The following is a 16671-nucleotide window of genomic DNA, read 5'->3' on the forward strand; positions in this document are numbered from 1 at the left end:
GGTGGTGTCTGAATCTCTTGCACAGCAGGAACTGGGATTTGGATGGACCCACAGCGGGTTTGGCGACTTGATCCGCTAGGGTTCAAGACCTCCCACCTCGCACACACGGCCCGCGCTATGCTGTGGATGAATGACGGGGCAGGCGAGCGATGCAGGAGCGACCAACAGGATGACCACCATCGACGGCAAGTACGGCGTGTTGAGGGAGTTGTCACGGTACGGCAACGTGACGCTCTCCGAGGTCCGGGCCGCCGAGGGTGTGACCCGGCAGGTGGCGTGGTTCGACATTTCCACCCCGGCGGACCGTCAGGCATTTCACGCGTACCGCTCGGTGCTGCGTGCCCTGAATCCGGCGGGCCTGACCGATATCGTGGCGCGGCCCGGCGCGTATTACGCGGTGTGGCAGACGGTGGGTGGCCTCCCGCTGGAAGGTGCGCTGGCGCAGCCCAAGAAGCGCCAGGAAACGGTGGACAACGTTCGCACGCTGGCGGCCCGGCTGGCTGAACACGGATACGCCCTCAGCGACGCCGACATCATGCTGGAGGGTGACGAGCCCAGGATTGCTTACCTGCGGGCATTGCAGCTGCCCCGCACGCCCGAGGACATCGCGGCGCGCAACGCCCCAACGCTGGCCGCGCTGAACGGTGGACGCATCAAACGGCCCCGCCAGCCCGGCGCGTGGCTGACCTTTATTCCGGGGCTGCTGTTCCTGGGCGGCGCGGTCTACCTGGGCGCGCAGGCCGCGCAGATCTACCTCAATCCCCCGGTGCGTGAGGTGGCCGCTGTGGGTGGGCAGGACGCGCGGACCGCGGCCAAGAAATTGACCGCCGACGGCTTCCGGGTGGCCTATACCGAGGGACAAGTGGGCAACCAGGGAGTGGGCACGATCATCCGGCAGGAGCCGGCAGCCGGCACCAACCTGCCGATTGGACGCCTGATCACGCTGACGGTCAACAATCCCCCCTCCGTCGAAGTGCCCAAACTGGAAGAACAGAACCTCGATCAGGCGAGGAACACCCTCAAGGACCGCTCGATGGTGCTGGGCAAGGTGCTCAAGGTGGACGGCACGCTGACCAACACTCCCGAGGGGCGTATCGTCTCGCAACTGCCCGAAGCCGGCTCGCCCGCCCAGCGCGGTCAGCCCGTGCAGGTGATGGTCAGCACCGGAATTAGCGGCAAGGAAACCTGGCTGCCCTCCCTGACGGGCCTGACCGTGGATCAGGCGCGCGAGTACGCCCGGACGGCTGGTCTGGTGATCACCAAGGTGAGCGAGCAGCCCAGCGACAAGCCCCCCGGCAGCGTGCTGGAGCAGACTCCCGCGCCCTTCGTTCGGGTGGAGGTGGGCGGCCCCGTGACCCTGACCGTGGCGGTGGCCCGTTACAGCCCGCCCAGTCGCCCGGCAGGCAGCCTGCCCCTGCCACCTCCGCCCGAACCCGAGACCCCTGAGTCCGAGGTTCCCAGCGGGCCGCAGCCCCTGCCGCAGGAGGCAACCCCCGAACCATTGCCGCAGGAACAGATCCCCGCTCCACAGGAGCCGGCGGACACCACGGTCCCCACAACGCAGGAGGGTTCTGCCACAGTTCCAGATGCAGAAACGGGCACCCCCGAGACCACTGCCCCTGAGACCCGCAGCGTCAGTTTCGAGTACACCTTCCCCGCCGATCTACCTGCCGGAACCTACAGCGTGGTGGTCAGCGACGCGAACGGCGAACGCCAGATCCTGCAACCCACCGACGCCTCGCAACTCGCCGGGCGCAACGCCAACAGTTCGCAGCCCATCCAGGTCGTGGGGGACGCGGTGTTCATCGTGCGGCAGGACGGGGCGGATTACGCCACCGTCAATCCCAACTAGCACACGGCATGATTTATTTAGACTACGCAGCCACACATCCCATGACCGCCGAGGCACTCGCCGCCTACGCGCAGGCGGCGGCCCTGCCCGGCAATCCCGCCAGCGTCCACGCGGCGGGTCAGGCCGCCCGCGAGCGGCTGGAGGAGGGACGCGCGCACGTCGCCGCGGCCTTCGGCGTGGACCCGCGTACCGTGATCGCCAACAGCGGCGGCACCGAGGGCGACAACGCCGTGTTGCTGGGCGTGGCCCGCGAGTGGCAGGAAGCGCACGGTGCGCCCGGCCACCTGATCACCACACCCACCGAGCATTCCGCCGTGCTGGCCCCGGCCCGCTGGCTGGAGGCTCGCGGCTGGGCGGTGTCCTGGCTGAAGCCCGATGCCCACGGGCGCTACTCGCCGCAGGAGCTGGAGGCCACGCTGCGCCCCGAGACCGCGCTGGTGTCCATCCATCACGCTAACAACGAGCTGGGGACCGTGCAGGACACGCCCGCCCTGACTGCCGTCGCCGCCGCGCGGGGCGTGCCCTATCACAGCGACGCGGTGCAGGCCCCCGGCGTGCTGGCCGTGAATCTGGCCGATTGGGGCGTGACCTACGCCACCTTCAGTGCCCACAAATGGGGCGGGCCGCGTGGCGTGGGCTTCGTTTACGTGCGGCGCGGCGCGCAATTGCCCCCGGTGACTTTCGGCGGGGGGCAGGAGGGCGGCACCCGCCCCGGCACCCAGGACACCGCCGGGGTCTACGCGGCGGGCGTGGCCCTGAACGGGGCCGAGGCTGAGCGCGAGGCGACGTTTGCCCACCTCTCCGGGCTGCGCGAGCGATTTATGGGGAATATCTCCGACATTCCTGGCCTGCGCGTCAACCATCCAGCGGACGGCAGCCCCAAAGTCGTCTCGGTCACGTTGCCGGGGGCCGATGGCGAGGCTCTACTGATGAACTTGGACCTGCTGGGCGTGGCGGCCAGTGCCGGGAGCGCGTGCAGCGCCGGCACCATGCAGCCCAGCCATGTGCTGAGCGCCATTGGCCTGAGCGCTGCTGACGCCCGCGCTAGCCTGCGCTTCAGCTTCGGGCGGGCCACCACCCCGGACGAGATCGATCAGGCTGCCGCCGCCCTCAGGCAGGCCGCCGAGTGGAGCCGCGCCTGAGCCTGCCGGACGTCCTGACCGCCGAGGGGCTGTTGCTGGAAGCTGCGGCCTTGAACCCCGGCGCCTGGGTGGACCATTCACGGAATGTCGCCCTGGCCGCGCGGCACATCGCCGAAGTTCATCCGCGCCTCGATCCCACACGGGCCTACACGCTGGGGCTGCTGCATGACCTAGGACGGCGCACCGGGCCGAACCGGGACCGTCATCTGCTTGACGGCCACGACTTCCTGCTGGGCCTTGGATACAGTGACGCCGCCCGCATCGCCGTGACGCACGCTTTCGTGATTCCCGACATGGAGAGCCTGCAGGGCGAATGGGACGGCACGCCCGAGGAGTGGCAGCGCCTGAGCCGCTTGATGGCCAGCGCCCGGCAGACCGACGAGGACCGCCTGATTCAGCTGTGCGACATGCTGGGGCTCGCTGGGGGGTTTTGTACCGTTGAGGAGCGGCTGGTGGACATCGCTCTGCGCTACACCTTCAATGCCCGTACGCCCGACAAGTGGCGCGCGAAGCTGAAGCTCAAAGGCGACTTTGACCGCGAATGCGGCGTCAACATTTACCGTCTGCTGCCAGGACTGACCGAGCGTTTGCTGGCCTAGCCTGGACTTGAGCGCGGCTCCCTATACTTTGTTCAATGACAGCTCAGACAGGCAAGAATCGGGCGGATGTGGTCATCGTCGGGGCCGGATCGGGGGGCTGCGTGGCGGCGAGGCGGCTGCTGGACGCGGGTCTGCGGGTGCTGCTGCTGGAGGCCGGGGGCCGCGACACCAATCCGTATATTCGCACCCCAGCAGGCTTTCCGCGCCTGTTCCGTTCTGCCGTGGACTGGAACTTTCAGACGGTGCCGCAAGCCCGCGCCGATGGCCGAAGGTTCTATTGGCCACGGGGCAAGGTGCTGGGCGGCTCCAGCGCCATCAACGCCACCATCTACATCCGTGGCTCGAAACGCGACTACGACGGCTGGGGCGAGGGTTGGACCTGGGCGGACGTGCTACCCGCCTTCCGGGCGCTGGAAAACTTTCGGGGCGGGGCGTCCGAAACGCGTGGAGTGGACGGCGAATTGCCGGTCGGCTCGCGGGCCGCCTCTCACCCGTTGAGCGAGGCGTTCGTGACGGCGGCAGCGGCGGCACTGCACATTCCAGAGGCCAGGACTTTCAACGACGGCGTACTGGAGGGCGCGGGCTTGCTGGAAAGCAACCACCTGCGCGGTGAGCGCTACAGCGCGTTTCGGGCCTTTCTGAAACCCGTGTTGAACCACCCCAACCTGACGGTGCTGACCGGAGCACAGATGCTGGAGATGCTGTGGAACCCCTCGCATTCCACCGCACCGCGGGCGGTGGGCGTGCGCTTTCGCTGGCAGGGGCGCACGCTGGACGCTCCGGCTGGCGCAGTCATCCTGGCGGCGGGCGCGGTGCAGACGCCACAACTGCTGATGCTCTCGGGCGTGGGGCCGCGTGCCGAGCTGGAAAAACACGGCCTGCGCGTGCGCCAGCATCTCCCCGGAGTGGGCGAGGGCCTGCAGGACCATCTGGCGACGCCCGTCATCTTCCGCTCGCACACACCGTCTCTGGGGGCCATGCCCGAAGTTTTGGCGCTGGCCCAGTACCTGCGAAACCGTAGCGGTCCACTGGCCAGCAACATTGCCGAGGCCTCGGCATTTGCCCACGCCCGCCCCGGCCTGGACCCGCAGAAGGATGACCCCGATCTGCAGTATCACTTTGGCCCCGCGTACTTCCGGGACCACGGCTTTACCAGAGAAGAGGGACATCATTTCTCGATTGGCCCCGTGCTGGTGGAGCCGCACAGCCGGGGGCGCATCACCTTGGCCTCGGCGGACGTGCGGGACGCGCCGCTGATCGATCCGCAGTATCTGAGCGACGAACGTGACCTCCAGAGCCTGATTGCAGGCGTTCGGCTGGCCCGCGAGATCGCCGATACCCCGCCGCTGCTGGCCCACCGGCAGGGCGAGGCCCTACCCGGCGGCGGCATCCGCAGCGACGCCGCGATCGCCGCCTTTATCCGCGCCGAAGCGGCGACGCTGTATCACCCTGTCGGGACGGCGGCGCTGGGGGACGGGGAAACTGCAGTGGTAGACCGTCGGCTGGCCGTGCACGGCACACAGGGGCTGTGGGTGGCCGACGCCAGCGTCATGCCGCGCATCATCCACGCCAACACCAACGCCACGACCATGATGATCGGCGCGCGGGCGGCGGGGTTTGTGGCAGAGGGCGTGTCCTGACCAGCTTCTAATTTCTGGGAGCCCGCTACGCCTCTTCCTCGCCGTCCAGCAGGTAGGTCACGATGCTGCGGCAGTGGGTGAACCCCATATGGGCATACAGGGCGCGGGCCGAGCGCAGATGGTCATGGGCGCGCACACGCAGGGTGCGCAGTTCAGGATGCGTCTGGGCCTCGGCGGCGGCCAGGGCCAGCAGCACGCGACCCAACCCCTGTCCACGCTCGGCGGGATGGACTGCCAGATACGTCACGTCGGCGCGGGCGTCGTCCGGGCTGAATTCCAGCTCGGCAAAGCCTACCGGGTGGTCCCCACGCCAGAGCGCCACCAACCTCACCGTATCGTCGGCGAAGTGCGCAGCGTACTGCTCGGGGGTCCAGTCCAGGCGGCCGGCCCAGGCGTCCTCGGCAGCGCGGTACAGAGCGCGGTATTCGGCAATGGGCAGGGTACTGGTGGCCCGCAGACCCTCAGGAACACGGGCGGAGCGCGAGATCTGGCCCAGCGGCGCGGAGTAGAAGGCAGTGCTGTGCAGCGGCGCAAACCCGGCAGCCTCCAGCGCGGAGCGCACCGGCAGGTTGTCGCGGGCGGTGAAGGCATACACTGGCTGGCCCTCGGTATGCTGCGCGGCGCGGTTCAGCAGGGCGCTCAGAGAGCCGCCGTCACTGATCGGTCCCTCAAGCACCAGACCGTCGCGGAAGGGCGACAGGGCGCAGTACGCGCGCACGCCGTCGTCATCCTCTTCTACCAGACACAGGCCGTCCTCGCATTCCAGATGCAGTTCACGCGGGTCACGGGAATCGGGAGCGAAGACCTCACGTTCGGGGGCAGCGTCCATCCAGTGGAGCAGCGCGAGGACGTCAGGAATATCGGTGGCCTGCATGGAACGGATCATGGGGTGTCCTCCAGCGGGAAGGCGGTGGATCGGCGGCGGCCTGAAATTCGCCTCTCAGCGTAGGAGGCGAGGCGGCGCGCTGTCTGCCGAGCGCGTCACGCCCTTTTTTGCCGCGCCGTGCTATATTGACTGCATGCCCTGAACAGGGTACGACGCCTGCCTCCCCACAGACACGAAGCCGTGTTTGAGGGGCCTTTTCTTTTTTGAAGGGTGCAGGTCAGAGGGTCACCCGACAGAAAGGACCGAAGGGCAGGGAGGCGGGCAACGTTTTTTCGGAGGTGTTCGCCGTGACCAAACAGTCCAGCAAACCGCTTGGGATGAACCACAACCGTCAGGGGGGCCGCCGTGCCCTGCCCGCTGCGCCGCAGACACCCACCCAGTCCAAGGGGCAGCCGCAGTCTGCGCTGCTGGCCGAGGTCCAGACCGGGACTGATCTGCTGGCCCTGCGCGCCCAGTTGTCGCGCGCCGAGAAGGCTGCCCGCCGTGCGCCCACACCCCTGCCCCCCCGCGCCGTACGCGCGGCCCCGGTCAAGCCGCAGCGCGAGGTCGAGCTGGCCGGCGTCGCCACCGACGAATTCAGCCTGTCGCGCGCCCACGCTCAGCTGCGCGACGCGGTCTACGACACCCGGTACCACCTGTGCCCGCATGCTATCGGTCACGCCCGCGCCGAGGGCTTTCTAGAACACGACATCATCAACGTGCTGCTCAGCGGGCGCGTGCGCGCCGTGTACCCAGAAGATCGGCGCTGGCTGGTCTGCGGCTCCTTCGAGGCCTGCGGGGTGGCTCTGCCGCTGCATGTGGTGGCCCAGTACCACAGGGACGGACACCTGGACATCGTGACTGCCTTCGTGCCCAAACACCCGCATCACATCATCAGCCGCGCCCGGCTGGCCGTGATGCTGCGCTATGACGACGAGCAGATCCGGGCGCACACCAGCACGCCGGGCGCGAAGGCAGGCACGCGTGGACGGGGGCGCTGGAAGCGCTGAGCGATTTGGTGATCTCCTGCCATCTGGATCACCCCTCTCCCCTGCTACGCTTGGCCCCGTGACCCGTTCTGGCCTGTCCGACACCATCGCCGCTATTGCCACTGCCCCCGGCAGCGCGGGGGTGGGCATCGTGCGGGTCAGCGGACCAGCGGCGCTGACCGTGGCCGACGGCCTGTTCAAAGGAAGGCGCACCCCCTCCGGCACGGGAGGTGGGCGCTTTCTCTTTGGTGAGCTGGTCGCAGACGACGGCGAGGTCCTGGACGAGGGGCTGTGTCTGATTTTCCGGGAGCCACGGAGCTACACCGGCGAGAACGTGGTGGAACTGCAATCGCACGGCAGCCCAGCCGTCCTGAGCCGGGTGCTGGCGCGGGCACTGGAACTGGGCGCCCGCCCGGCGCGGCCCGGCGAATTCACCTTGCGGGCGTACCTGGCAGGCCGCCTGGATCTAGCGCAGGCCGAGGCCGTGCTGGGGCTGGTAGAGGCCCAGACCGATGGCGCGCGGCGGCAGGCCAGCCTGGGCCTGTCGGGGGCGCTGGGCGCGCGGGTGGCACGGGTGGCGGGCGGGCTGATCCGCGCGCTGGCCGCCATTCAGGCCATGCTGGACTACCCCGAGGAAGGCGTGCCGGATGAGGACCGCGCCCAGCCGCTGGCCCACGCCCAGGCGGAACTGGAAGCCCTGCTCGCCAGTGCGCGTGCCGGACAGGTCAGCACGCGGGGCGCGCGACTGGCGCTGATCGGGCGGCCCAACGCGGGGAAAAGCAGCTTGCTGAATGCGCTGGTCGGCTTTGAGCGCAGCATCGTGACACCCACCCCGGGCACCACTCGCGACTATCTGGAGGCGGGCCTGGAACTGGCAGGCGTGCCGGTCACGCTGGTAGACACCGCGGGCCTGCGCGAGACTCTGGACGAGATCGAGGCGGCGGGGGTCAGGCAGGCACGGGCGCTGGCAGAGGCCGCTGATCTCATCCTGGCCCTGGAGGACGGCAGCGCGCCGCGCGAGGAGTTGCCGCTGGACCTGACCGGCACGCCCGCACGGGTGATTCGCCTCCGCACAAAGGCCGATCTTCCCGCCGCGTGGACGAGTGTGGATCTGCTGGACGTGAGTGCCGTCACGGGTGAGGGCCTTCCCCTGTTGCGCGAGGGGGTTCGGACGGCACTGCTGGGGGACGCGGCGCGCGGCGAGGCGTGGCTGACCACCGAGCGGCAGGCGGACGCGGCCCGGCGGGCGCTGGACCACGTACAGGCAGCCCGGAGCCTGCCCGACGATCTTGCAGGCTACGAACTGGAAGAAGCCCTGCGCGCCCTGGCCGAGATCACCGGGCAGGACGTGCAGGAGGATGTGGTGGACGCTGTGTTCCGCAATTTCTGTGTAGGCAAGTAGTCGATTCGCTCAGCCGTACTTCGCGCGGTGCTCCTTCTTAAGGCGCGCGTAGGTCTCGTTCACCTCTGCCTCGTCCCATCTGGCTTTGAAGATGCGGGCGGCTTCCGCTTTCACAGGGTCTTCCGGCTGCCGGGGCAATTCCGCGCGGCCATGGGCGCCACTCTGACCCTTCTTGTCGTCCGGGACGGGGCCAGCGTACTTCTTGCCCCCCTTGTGATTCGCGTAACGGCGGGCACGGGTGAAGCCCATCTGCAAAAACTTGCGGGCCATGTCCGCGCCGACGAAATCGCCGTCTTCAAGGTACTGCTCGAACATGGCGTAGATGGCCTCGCTGCTCTCGCGGGCCGCCTCGGGGGTGGCAAAACGCCAGTGCGGCAGGATCTCTCCCTTGTACGGTTGCACCAGCAACACGCCCTGCTCTCCCCGCCCGACGCGGTACAGCTCGGGGTGGGCACGCAGGTCGAGTTCGGCGTAATTCAGGTCATAGTCGAATCTGGGCATTCGCCGGCCTCCAGCACAGCAAAATGACGGGCTGCTGGAACCAACCGGCAGCCCGTCGCAACGTTGGGTCCAAGCTTCAGTTCAGGCGGTCGTCATCCATGATGGCCTGCAGCATCCAGCGGATCATATCGATCGTCGCGGCGTAGCCGTTGTACAGGTCGGCAGTCGCAGGATCGTTGGCGTCGTCCACCGTCTGGCTATCGTCACGGTAGCCCCTGGACACGCGGGTCAGGTCACTCACCAGATCGGCCACCTGGGAGCGGGCGTCACGAACGGTCTCGGTGGGCACCTTGACCACGCTGAAACGTTCCAGATCGCTGGGCGCGGCAATGGGGCTTCCGCCAAGGGCCACCAGACGCTCGGCCTGCTCGTCGATGCTGGGAAAGATCTTCTCGATGAACTCGTCGTAGGCCAGGTGCAGGTCGCGGAAGAAGCGACCCCGGATGTCCCAGTGGTACTTCTTGAACTTCAGGTAGAGGGAGATGCTGGTGGCAAGGTTGCGCTGCAATGTCTCGGCCACAGTATTGAACTCGCTCTCCGAGAGGTAATTGTGGTCCACCAGAGCATTGAACGGTGTTTCCAGATGGGCCGCATCGGCCTTGGCCTCACCGCCGGGCGTCGCGCCAGGCTTGGCGGCCTGCGCGTCGCTGGCCTGCTTGGCGGCCTTGCTGCTGGCCTTGCTGGGCGTGGAGGGATCGGCCTTGCTCTTTTTGGTCATGGCCCCACGCTACCCCCGGCCCGCGTGTGCCGGCCATGCGGATTTCTTTACGCTTGCGCGCTGAAGATGAGTTTGTTGCCCGTTACCTTCATCCCCACCCGGCCCGCTTCGAGGAGTTCCGTCAGGTGGGCACTGACCACCGCGCGGTTGAGAACCACGGCCCCAGCGTTGGTCATCGTCACATCCAGGGCGTCGCAGACCCGGGCCAGCAATTCGTCGACGCTGGCCTCTCCGCCGTCTACCGCGTCCATGACCGCCTCAGTCGTTCGCTCGTAGGCAGCGAGATTGACCGCCACCAGCCCGCTGAGATCATCCGTGGGATCGCCGTGGCCCGGCAGGACGGTGCGGACGCCTGGCAGTTGCTCCAGCCTAGCCGCGCTCTGCTTTTGCAAGCGACTGTCGGCGCAGAAGGTCAGCGGGTGCTTCCCCAGGGCATCGGGGCCAAACAGCGCGTCGGCGGCGTACAGGACCTCGCCGACGCGCACGGCGTACATCAGCGAGGCGTGCCCGGCCACCTCGATCAGCTCGATATCGGCCCCACCGATGCGGCACAACCCCGGCTCGGGGGCCAGGCGAGCCGGGCTGGGCGGGGCGAGCAGGAACTTGCTCTGCAACTCGCGCGGCGGGCGAGCGCCGAACAGGGTCAGTGGTTCCAGGATGGGGTGGGTGATGACGGCGTTTTCCAGCGGCGGCGCGAAGACTTTCAGTTCCGGGAAGCGCTTGAGAATGAAGGCATTGCCGCCGTGGTGGTCCGCGTGGCTGTGGGTGTTGAGGATGCCGCTGGGGGTCAAGCCTGCCTCTGCCACTGCCCGCAACAGCTTGCGCGCATGCGAGTCGTCAAGGCCTGTATCCACCAGCAGCGCGTCCATGACCCGGCCCACCACTACGAAGCTGTTGACCGCGCCAGGAAAATAGAGGACGCCGGGGGCCAGGGCAATCAGGGACATGAAGAACAGGGTAGCGTGGGGCCAGGAGGCGCACGCATGACCACCACAACCCGACAACTCGTGACGTTGGCTGAAATTCAGGACGCCCGGACCCGCCTGAAAGACTGGGTGGGCCGCACACCGCTGGTTCCCCTATCCGGCGAGAACCTGTGGCTCAAAGCCGAGAACCTGCACCCCACCGGCGCTTTCAAGCTGCGCGGGGCCTTCAACAAACTGCTGTCGCTGACGCCGGAACAGCGGTCCAGGGGCGTTGTCGCCCATTCCAGCGGCAACCACGCCGGGGCAGTGGCGTACGCTGCGCGGGCGCTGGACATCCCGGCAGTGGTGGTCATGCCGGCGGGTGCGCCACAGACCAAACTGGCGGCCACCCGCTCGTGCGGCGCAGAAGTGGTGCTAGTGGGCAACGCCAGCGAGGAGCGCGCCGCGAAAGCGGCGGAGCTGGCCCATGAGCGCGGCCTGACCCCAGTGCCGCCCTACGACGACGCGCACATCATTGCCGGGGCCGGGACGGTAGGGCTGGAGATTCTGGAGGATCTGCCGGAAGTGGGCACGGTCCTGGTGCCAGTCAGCGGCGGCGGGCTGATCTCGGGGGTGGCGGTCGCCATCAAGGGTCAGCGTCCGGACGTGCGCGTGATCGGGGTAGAGCCAGAACTTGCGGCAGACGCCCACGCCAGCCTGCGGGCCGGGCAGCGCGTGAGCTGGGACGCGGCGCAGGTGGCGAGCACGCTGGCAGACGGCCTGCGTGTGACCCAACTGGGCGAACTGACCTGGGAGCACATCCAGGCCCACCTGGACGACATCGTGACCGTCAGCGAGGCGGAGATGCGGCGGGCCGTGCGCGACACGGTGACGAGGGCCAGGCTGGTGGCCGAACCCAGCGGCGCGGTGACGGTGGCGGCGGCGCTGTACGGCGATCACGCTTTCGGCCCCGGCCCGGTGGTGGCGGTGGTCAGCGGCGGCAATCTGGACACGGCCACCCTGATCGAGTTGCTGGGAGAGGCTGGGAACTGAGCCCAGGCGTCCCAGTTCACACCCAGCCCCAGACCCTTTACCGAACTTTGAACTTGACCGCCCATCGTGCTTTAAGAGTTAAAGTGGCTCCCTATGGAATATCGCAATCTGGGCAGGAGTGGTCTGAAAGTCAGTGAAGTGGCGCTGGGTGGCTGGGAGACCTACGGGATGGGCGTCGACGATCAGAAGATGGTCCGCGACATCGTGACGGCGGCCTACGAGGGTGGCGTGAACTTCTTCGATCAGGCCGATATTTACGCCAAGGGCCGCAGCGAGCAACTGATGGGCGCCGTGCTGAAGGAACTGCCTCGCCACACGCTGGTGATGTCCAGCAAAGTGTTCTGGCCCATGAGCGACGACGTGAATGACCGGGGCCTGAGCCGCAAACATGTGCTCGAAAGCATCGACAAGACCCTGAAGCGTCTGGAAACCGACTATCTGGACATCTATTTCTCGCACCGCTACGACGAGAGCGTGCCGATGGAAGAGATCGTGATGGCCTTCGATCAGGTCATCCGCGACGGCAAGGCGCTGTACTGGGGCACCTCCATGTGGCCTGCGGCACGGATTGCGCAAGCCGTGGAGTTCGCCCGTGCCAACGGCCTGCATGGCCCTGTGACCGAACAGCCCGAGTACTCCATGATGCGCCGCGAGCGTGTGGAGAAGGAAATCCTCCCGTATACGGCGGGCGCGGGGATCGGCCTGGTGGTCTGGAGTCCGCTGGCGATGGGCCTGCTGACCGGCAAGTACGACGACGGCAAACCTGAGGGTGCGCGCCTGACGGAGAAGGAAAACTGGGGCAAGAACTTCCTGACGGAAGAGAACATCCAGAAGGTGCGTGACCTGAAACCGATTGCTGACGATCTGGGCATCACACGGGCGCAACTGGCCCTGGCATGGCTGCTGCGTCAACCAGGGGTCAGCAGCGTGATCACGGGGGCCACCAAGGTCTCGCAGATTGAGGACACCGTGAAAGCAGGCGGCGTGCGCCTGAGCGACGATGTGCAACAGAAGATCGAGGAGATCCTGAACCCGTCGTAAGCAGCTGTCCATTGCCGAATCCACCCCCTTCCAAGTGGAGGGGGCATTTTTGTGCCGAGACAGCTCAGCGCATGTCGTCCCACAAGGCCAGCGCCGCGCCCACGATCACCGGGGGCAAGGCCAGGAAGAAAACCGCTCGCGCCAGCGGCTCGGCCAGATTCAGCGCGTCCCACCCCACTAGGAGCTGCCACCAATCGTGGGTGTCCGGGGCTCCCGTGATCAGCTCCAGGGTGCGGGCGGGGGCGTCGCGGATGTAGGCGGCGACGCCCGCGAAGGATTGCCCCAGCCACAGGGCGACGATGCCCGCCGCGTAGCGGTCCCCACGCCGCAGAAAGGTAGCGACGCAGGCTGCAGGAACGAGCAGTTGAAACAGGCTGCCGCCCAGCAACGTGACGGTTTCGCCCGCCCACCTCAGCAGAACGTGACCCACCTCGTGGAAGATCAGGTTCACCAGATGGAGCGGATAGTTCTGTAGCGGACGCAGGACGCCCGGGACGATCAACACCAGCGCCAGGATCAGCCCCGCAAGACGCGCCGCCCTGCGCTGAAGCGGCGTCACGGAGCTAGGCCCGTTCGCGCAGCCAGGCCAGCAACAGATCCTCTACGAGTTCACTGACGCTCTCGGCGGGGTCACCATCGTTGCGGACCTCGCGCCAGACCGCCCGCAACGTCTCCTTGCGGATGTAGACGACTTCCACGCGTTCGCCGGACTCGCCCTTGCGGCGGTCATCGGGCGCCGGGTGGTTGCCCCGGCTGCCGGCCCTCTTGCCCTTTTTCGGCTTGCCATCCAGATAATCGAAGCGGCCCATCAATCCATCCTCACAGCAGTTCCCGCGAGAGGGCCAGAATGTCCGCCCAGGCCACTGCGGCGCGGGCATCACGCACGTCGCGGGCCAGCGTGCCCAGTTCGGCGGCCTTCTGGTAGGCGGCGTACTGGCGCACCAGCGTGTTGCACACGGTCAAGCCCTCGTCGCGCAGATTCTCGCGGGCGTCCTCTGCGGCGTGGCCCACGGGAGGCACGCGGGTCAGGACGACGCGGGTCTTGCGGCCCATATCCCCAGAGTCCAGCAGGAAATCCAGCAGCTCGCGGGTGGCCTCCAGTTCCAGCGCACTAATTCCGCTGGGGAGCAGGATCAGGTCCGCCCGTTCGGAGAGACGGCGCAGTTCCTTGCGCTTCGGACGGCCCTCGGTGTCGATCAAGATGGCATCGGCAGCCGCCAGCTTCTTGGGTTTGACCTCGTCCGGGGCGAGTACCGGAAAGCCCAACCCGGGTTGAACCAGACCGGTCTCGCCCGAGCGCGCCGCCCAGCGCAGGCTGCTGCCGACACGGCCGTCCTCGTCGATCAGCACGGTGGACAGGCCACGCTCCGCGAACGCTCCAGCCAGATGGACCGCCAGCGTGCTCTTGCCCACCCCTCCCTTTTCAGATGTGACGGCGAGGACTCGGGGCATGGGCGGAGCGTAGCAGACGAGACGGCGGATTACGTCAGGCATCATGGGGGCATGAATATGGACGCCGACCGCCTGGAAACGCTCATGGCCGCCGAGGTGTACTGGACGGCGCTGGCGATGAAACAGCAGGGCAGCCGCTTCTACCGCGCCATCGGGGAGGCGCTGGAGGCGGCCGACGTGCCCAACCGCCGCCGGATCTACCAGACGTGGCCGGATGCCGTGTGGGACTTCTACCTGCGCGGCTTGCGCCTGGAGGCCGGGGAGGCCTCGCCGTCCTGGGGCTGACCAATCAGGAATCAGAAGCAGGGCGCGGAGCATGGAATTCATCGAGCTGAGGGCTTTTCGCCTGGGCCATCAGCGTGCGTTAGGGGGTCAGGCGCGGTTGCCGCACTACACTCGGGACCATGACCGAATCACACGAGCCAGCCCCCAAACCCACGCTGATGGCGGTATTCGCCCACCCTGACGACGAGGCGTTCTCGGTGGGCGGAACCTTGACGCATTACGCGCGCAAGGGCGTGCGCGTGCAGCTGGTCTGCGCCAACCGGGGCGAGGCGGGCAAGATCACCGTGCCGGGCATGACCGTGGACGATTTGGGCCAGCAACGCGAGCACGAGTTGCGCGAGGCGTGCAAGGCGCTGGACATCCCTGCGCCCGTCTTTCTGGATTTCCACGACTCGGGGCGATTCGAGCGCACCCGCTACGACGATCCGCTGGCGATGATGAACGTCACCCCGCTGGACATCGAGGTCAAGCTCCGCGCCGTGATCGCCGAGTATCAGCCTCAAGTGCTGGTGACCTTTGATCCGCACGGCGGCTACGGTCACATCGATCATCTCCAGATCAACCGGGCGGCCACCGCCGCTTTTTTCAGCACAGGCGTGTTGCCCTACGGCGGGCCGCAGCGGCTGTACTTCACGGCACTGAACGTGGAGGCCGCCAGGGGACTCGCGCGCATGGGCCAGGACCTGGACCCGGAAATCTACGGCGTCGCCGAGAACACCATCGCGGTTCGCATGGATGTCAGCCCCTACCGCGAGAACAAGAAGGCGGCGCTGGCCGCCCACGGGACCCAGATGGGGCCGGACAGCCGCCTTGGCCAGATGTCACAGGAAGAACGCGACGAGATGGAAACTCGCATGCTGGGCTTTGAGAACTTCAGTATCGGAGGCACGCGCACGCCGATCCAGAACTGGCCGCTGAAGGGGCTGTTCGACGGAGTTGTTGGAGGAGAAGGCCTGGACTGAAAGCAGCTTAGGGGGGCTGCTCCCTCCACGCATGACGCAGCTGAAGTCGACTTACAAGGTTCCCAAACGCCGCGCAGCGTCCGCCGCCGCCTCCACACCCCAGAGGGCGGCGGCAACGTGCAGGGCAGCATGCAGCGCGGGGAAACCACCCGCCGTGGTGCAGAGCTGCGCGTCGGTCCAGACCGCGCCAGGATGCACCTCGGCCACGCCGTGGCCCCACAAAGTATCGGCCAGATCCGCCGGGCCGCCCACCTCACGCCCGGTCAGCACGCCAGCCTCGCCCAGCAGGAGCACGCCGCTGCCGCTGGCCCCAATGGGCAGGGCGGCGTGGGACGTAAGAAACGCTTTGAGCAGCGGATCGCGGGCCGCTTTCAGGGCTCCGGGGCCACCGGGCAGCAGCAGCGCGGCAGGTTCGGGCAGGGCGGCGTACAGCACGTGCGGCGTACTGACCAGCCCTCCGGCAGTCACGATGCTGGCGCGTGAGCGGTTGACCGTAATGGCTGCGCCGTCGCCGCCGCACAGGCGGCAGACCGTGACCATGATGCCCAGTTCCAGCTCGCTGACCCCCGCGTAGACGGGCACGGCGACGAGGGGACCGCCAGCCTCCTGGGTCGGTGTGGCGTCCTGCCCGGACGTGGTCATTGAAACGTGGACGGCGACACAGGGCGCAGCCGGTACTCGCGGCGGGCCAACGGTGGGGCGACGTGACCATTTTCGATCAGCGTGTCGGCAGCTTCCTCGGACAGGCGTTCGATTCGCAGCAGGTAGGCACGCAGGCTCTGCGCACCGTCAAAACGCCGCGGGTGGGAATCCCCCTCGGTGAGAAGATCGAGCCAGCGGATCACAGCTCCCGCAGATCCTCCCACAGTTGCCAGCCGACACCCTCGGGCGTGCCGTCCAGCAGCGGTCCCAGAGCCTGAGAGGCAGCGCTGGCGTCCTCATGCAGTTCGGCGTTGTCGGGGCGCTCGTCGTACACGCGCAGCACCGTGAACTGGTAGAAGACCTGAGAGGCGGTGGGGTCGCCGTTCTCAAAAAAAGCGAAGGGAGGGCTGACCGTGTCCCACAGGACGTGGGCACTTTCCTGCTCGCCCAGACCAGGAGGCGTGGGCAGGTCCAGTTCTCGGGGCAGGAAATGCTCCAGGTCAATATCGGCGTCCTGGGCGTGCCAGATGTAGCCTTGCAGCAGACGGATAGCGGCGCGGCCTCCGGCCTGCGGTTCGGTGGGACTCACATCGCACAGCATACCTGCTCTGCGCAGCGGAGCA

Annotated in this window: 20 protein-coding genes; 10 read left to right on the top strand and 10 right to left on the bottom strand. The window is 67.4% G+C overall.

Features of this window, described 5'->3' with window-relative positions; translation table 11 throughout:
• The first annotated feature begins 169 nt into the window (after positions 1-169).
• The 4 genes from HNQ08_RS08380 to HNQ08_RS08395 are packed head-to-tail and all read left to right on the top strand — an operon-like array spanning position 170 to position 5233.
• The gene (locus HNQ08_RS08380) at positions 170-1852 is read left to right on the top strand and encodes a PASTA domain-containing protein (protein ID WP_184129832.1); all 1683 of its coding nucleotides are present in this window, start codon (positions 170-172) and stop codon (positions 1850-1852) included.
• Between the two features lie 8 nt (positions 1853-1860).
• Positions 1861-2994: a cysteine desulfurase family protein gene (locus HNQ08_RS08385; RefSeq protein WP_184129836.1), complete on the top strand. Its 1134-nt coding sequence runs from the start codon at positions 1861-1863 to the stop codon at positions 2992-2994.
• On the top strand, positions 2979-3593 hold the full coding sequence (locus HNQ08_RS08390) for an HD domain-containing protein (protein WP_229790048.1): 615 nt from the start codon (positions 2979-2981) through the stop codon (positions 3591-3593). Before HNQ08_RS08385 ends, HNQ08_RS08390 begins: the two co-directional genes overlap by 16 nt.
• Before the next feature lie 35 nt (positions 3594-3628).
• Entirely contained in the window at positions 3629-5233 is a 1605-nt protein-coding gene (locus HNQ08_RS08395; protein ID WP_184129839.1) for a GMC family oxidoreductase, read from the top strand.
• A gap of 25 nt (positions 5234-5258) precedes the next feature.
• Here HNQ08_RS08395 and HNQ08_RS08400 read toward each other — a convergent pair whose 3' ends face one another.
• Complete coding sequence (locus HNQ08_RS08400; RefSeq protein ID WP_184129842.1) at positions 5259-6119, bottom strand: GNAT family N-acetyltransferase; 861 nt, start codon at positions 6117-6119, stop codon at positions 5259-5261.
• A gap of 287 nt (positions 6120-6406) precedes the next feature.
• Here HNQ08_RS08400 and HNQ08_RS08405 point away from each other — a divergent pair, with 287 nt between their 5' ends.
• Positions 6407-7108 carry a DUF4258 domain-containing protein gene (locus HNQ08_RS08405; protein ID WP_229790047.1) on the top strand — a complete coding sequence of 234 codons (702 nt, stop codon included), beginning with the start codon at positions 6407-6409 and terminating at the stop codon, positions 7106-7108.
• Positions 7109-7166: 58 nt separating this feature from the next.
• Positions 7167-8489 carry a tRNA uridine-5-carboxymethylaminomethyl(34) synthesis GTPase MnmE gene (gene mnmE, locus HNQ08_RS08410; protein ID WP_229790046.1) on the top strand — a complete coding sequence of 441 codons (1323 nt, stop codon included), beginning with the start codon at positions 7167-7169 and terminating at the stop codon, positions 8487-8489.
• Between the two features lie 9 nt (positions 8490-8498).
• Here the strand turns inward: mnmE and HNQ08_RS08415 are convergent, their stop codons facing one another.
• The 3 genes from HNQ08_RS08415 to HNQ08_RS08425 form a co-directional block, all read right to left on the bottom strand.
• Positions 8499-8990, bottom strand: coding sequence for a DUF4385 domain-containing protein (locus HNQ08_RS08415; protein ID WP_184129848.1), 492 nt, complete (start codon positions 8988-8990; stop codon positions 8499-8501).
• Between the two features lie 76 nt (positions 8991-9066).
• Complete coding sequence (locus HNQ08_RS08420; protein WP_184129851.1) at positions 9067-9708, bottom strand: Dps family protein; 642 nt, start codon at positions 9706-9708, stop codon at positions 9067-9069.
• Between the two features lie 47 nt (positions 9709-9755).
• Entirely contained in the window at positions 9756-10655 is a 900-nt protein-coding gene (locus tag HNQ08_RS08425) for an MBL fold metallo-hydrolase (RefSeq protein ID WP_184129854.1), read from the bottom strand.
• Positions 10656-10691: 36 nt separating this feature from the next.
• Here HNQ08_RS08425 and HNQ08_RS08430 point away from each other — a divergent pair, with 36 nt between their 5' ends.
• Both HNQ08_RS08430 and HNQ08_RS08435 read left to right on the top strand, forming a co-directional pair.
• Positions 10692-11666 (top strand): threonine ammonia-lyase, encoded by a 975-nt coding sequence (locus tag HNQ08_RS08430; protein WP_184129857.1) that lies wholly within the window; start codon positions 10692-10694, stop codon positions 11664-11666.
• Between the two features lie 93 nt (positions 11667-11759).
• On the top strand, positions 11760-12707 hold the full coding sequence (locus tag HNQ08_RS08435; RefSeq protein WP_184129860.1) for an aldo/keto reductase family protein: 948 nt from the start codon (positions 11760-11762) through the stop codon (positions 12705-12707).
• A 64-nt stretch (positions 12708-12771) separates the two neighbouring features.
• Here the strand turns inward: HNQ08_RS08435 and HNQ08_RS08440 are convergent, their stop codons facing one another.
• Genes HNQ08_RS08440 through HNQ08_RS08450 form a run of 3 tightly spaced genes read right to left on the bottom strand, consistent with a single transcriptional unit; the run spans position 12772 to position 14159 of the window.
• Positions 12772-13266, bottom strand: a complete 495-nt coding sequence (locus HNQ08_RS08440) for a hypothetical protein (RefSeq protein ID WP_184129863.1) — start codon at positions 13264-13266, stop codon at positions 12772-12774.
• A gap of 4 nt (positions 13267-13270) precedes the next feature.
• Positions 13271-13516 (bottom strand): hypothetical protein, encoded by a 246-nt coding sequence (locus HNQ08_RS08445; protein WP_184129866.1) that lies wholly within the window; start codon positions 13514-13516, stop codon positions 13271-13273.
• 10 nt (positions 13517-13526) lie between these two features.
• Positions 13527-14159 (bottom strand): ParA family protein, encoded by a 633-nt coding sequence (locus tag HNQ08_RS08450; RefSeq protein WP_184129869.1) that lies wholly within the window; start codon positions 14157-14159, stop codon positions 13527-13529.
• A 51-nt stretch (positions 14160-14210) separates the two neighbouring features.
• Between HNQ08_RS08450 and HNQ08_RS08455 the strand changes: the two genes are divergently transcribed.
• Together HNQ08_RS08455 and HNQ08_RS08460 are read left to right on the top strand one after the other, a co-directional pair.
• Positions 14211-14444: a hypothetical protein gene (locus HNQ08_RS08455; RefSeq protein WP_425321339.1), complete on the top strand. Its 234-nt coding sequence runs from the start codon at positions 14211-14213 to the stop codon at positions 14442-14444.
• 119 nt (positions 14445-14563) lie between these two features.
• Positions 14564-15406, top strand: coding sequence for a PIG-L deacetylase family protein (locus tag HNQ08_RS08460; RefSeq protein ID WP_184129872.1), 843 nt, complete (start codon positions 14564-14566; stop codon positions 15404-15406).
• A gap of 51 nt (positions 15407-15457) precedes the next feature.
• Here HNQ08_RS08460 and HNQ08_RS08465 read toward each other — a convergent pair whose 3' ends face one another.
• Genes HNQ08_RS08465 through HNQ08_RS08475 form a run of 3 tightly spaced genes read right to left on the bottom strand, consistent with a single transcriptional unit; the run spans position 15458 to position 16637 of the window.
• Entirely contained in the window at positions 15458-16048 is a 591-nt protein-coding gene (locus HNQ08_RS08465; RefSeq protein ID WP_184129876.1) for a DJ-1/PfpI family protein, read from the bottom strand.
• Positions 16045-16251, bottom strand: coding sequence for a hypothetical protein (locus tag HNQ08_RS08470; RefSeq protein WP_184129879.1), 207 nt, complete (start codon positions 16249-16251; stop codon positions 16045-16047). Before HNQ08_RS08470 ends, HNQ08_RS08465 begins: the two co-directional genes overlap by 4 nt.
• On the bottom strand, positions 16248-16637 hold the full coding sequence (locus tag HNQ08_RS08475) for a DUF3208 domain-containing protein (RefSeq protein ID WP_425321340.1): 390 nt from the start codon (positions 16635-16637) through the stop codon (positions 16248-16250). Before HNQ08_RS08475 ends, HNQ08_RS08470 begins: the two co-directional genes overlap by 4 nt.
• Between the last annotated feature and the right edge of the window lie 34 nt (positions 16638-16671).

The organism is Deinococcus humi (genome assembly GCF_014201875.1).
Taxonomy (GTDB): Bacteria; Deinococcota; Deinococci; order Deinococcales; family Deinococcaceae; genus Deinococcus; species Deinococcus humi.